Here is a 1,262-nt window from a genome sequence, read left to right on the forward strand (position 1 = left end):
TGCCACGCCGCGTCCGCGCCGCCCGTGTGGACGCGTACGGGGGTGGGGCGCAGGTCGGAACGGTCGTCGCACAGGTGGGCGCGGAGCCAGGCCAGGCTTTCGGCGAACACGTCGGGCCAGCCCTGCTGCAGGGCGGAGGCGTGGGTCCAGGGACCGGCGAGCAGGGTGGCCTCGGCGCCCGACGCGCGCAGCCGGGCGTACTGCGCGAAGGTCTGGTCGACGAGGGCGTCGTGCCAGCCGGTGATGAGGGCGGTGGGGATGCCGGGACGGTCGGCCGCCGCGGCCGCCGACGCACCCTTCCAGTACGGGTCGTCCGCGTCCGGGTGCGTCATCACGTCTTCCAGCCAGGGCACCTCCTGCCCGAGCGCGGCCGCGTAGGCACCCTTGAGCGGGCGGGCGTTGACGATGCCCTTCAGGTGGCGCTTCAGCCGCAGGGTCGCCTTGATGAACGGGCCCATCCCGTGGTGCTGGTACGTCATTCCGGCGCCGACGAGGAGCGCGTTCTCCAGCTTCAGCGCGCCGTCCGTGTGGAAGAGGGCGTACGGGTCGTGCAGGCCGACCTGGACCACCATGGCCTTCAGCTCCGGCGGGGGGTCCAGGGCCAGGGCCCACTGGACGTAGCCGAGGTAGCTGGGTCCGACCGTGCCCAGGGTGCCGTTGAACCAGGGCTGTTCGCGCAGCCAGTTCACCGTGGCGAGGCCGTCGGCGGCCTCGTTGCGCCAGAGGTCGAAGGTGCCGCCGGAGCCGCCCGTGCCGCGGCAGCTCTGCAGGATCACGTGGAAGCCCTGTTCGGCGAAGAGCATCCCGTACATGGGGGACCAGGGCACGCCCCGCCCGTAGGGCGAGCGCACGAGGAGGGTGGGGAAGTCGCCCTCCTCGCGGGGGAAGTAGTGGTCCGTGATCAGCGGGCTGCCGTCGGCGGCGGGGACGGTGAGGCCCGGCTCCCAGGCGATCCGGTGGCGCTTCGGCGGGAGCCCTCGCCAGGTGGCGCGCATCGTGCGCGCGGACAGCGGCGGCTTCGCGGCCGACGGCGTCCAGGCAGGCCTCGGCCGGGCGTCGTTGGTGGGTGATGTCATCGTTCGCCTCCGTCGCTCACTTATTCTCGTACTGCGTACGAGAATAGACGATGCTTGGATGAGCGGGACAGGAGCCTCGGCAGTGAGGCCGCATCGGCGAGGAAGGGAACAGCAGGATCGTGACCCGTGCCGAAGGGTCCGGCGCCCCCGGCGTCGACCCCCGAGAACTCTGGCTGACCCCGGCCC

1 protein-coding gene is annotated in these 1,262 nt (G+C 72.3%); it reads right to left on the minus strand.

Features of this window, described 5'->3' with window-relative positions; all coding sequences use genetic code 11:
* Positions 1-1,076: CocE/NonD family hydrolase (locus JGS39_RS39545; protein WP_219574590.1), on the minus strand; the 1,076-nt coding region annotated here is incomplete at its 3' end.
* Positions 1,077-1,262 lie beyond the last annotated feature (186 nt).

The organism is Streptomyces poriferorum, from assembly GCF_019399235.1.
GTDB lineage: Bacteria > Actinomycetota > Actinomycetes > Streptomycetales > Streptomycetaceae > Streptomyces > Streptomyces poriferorum.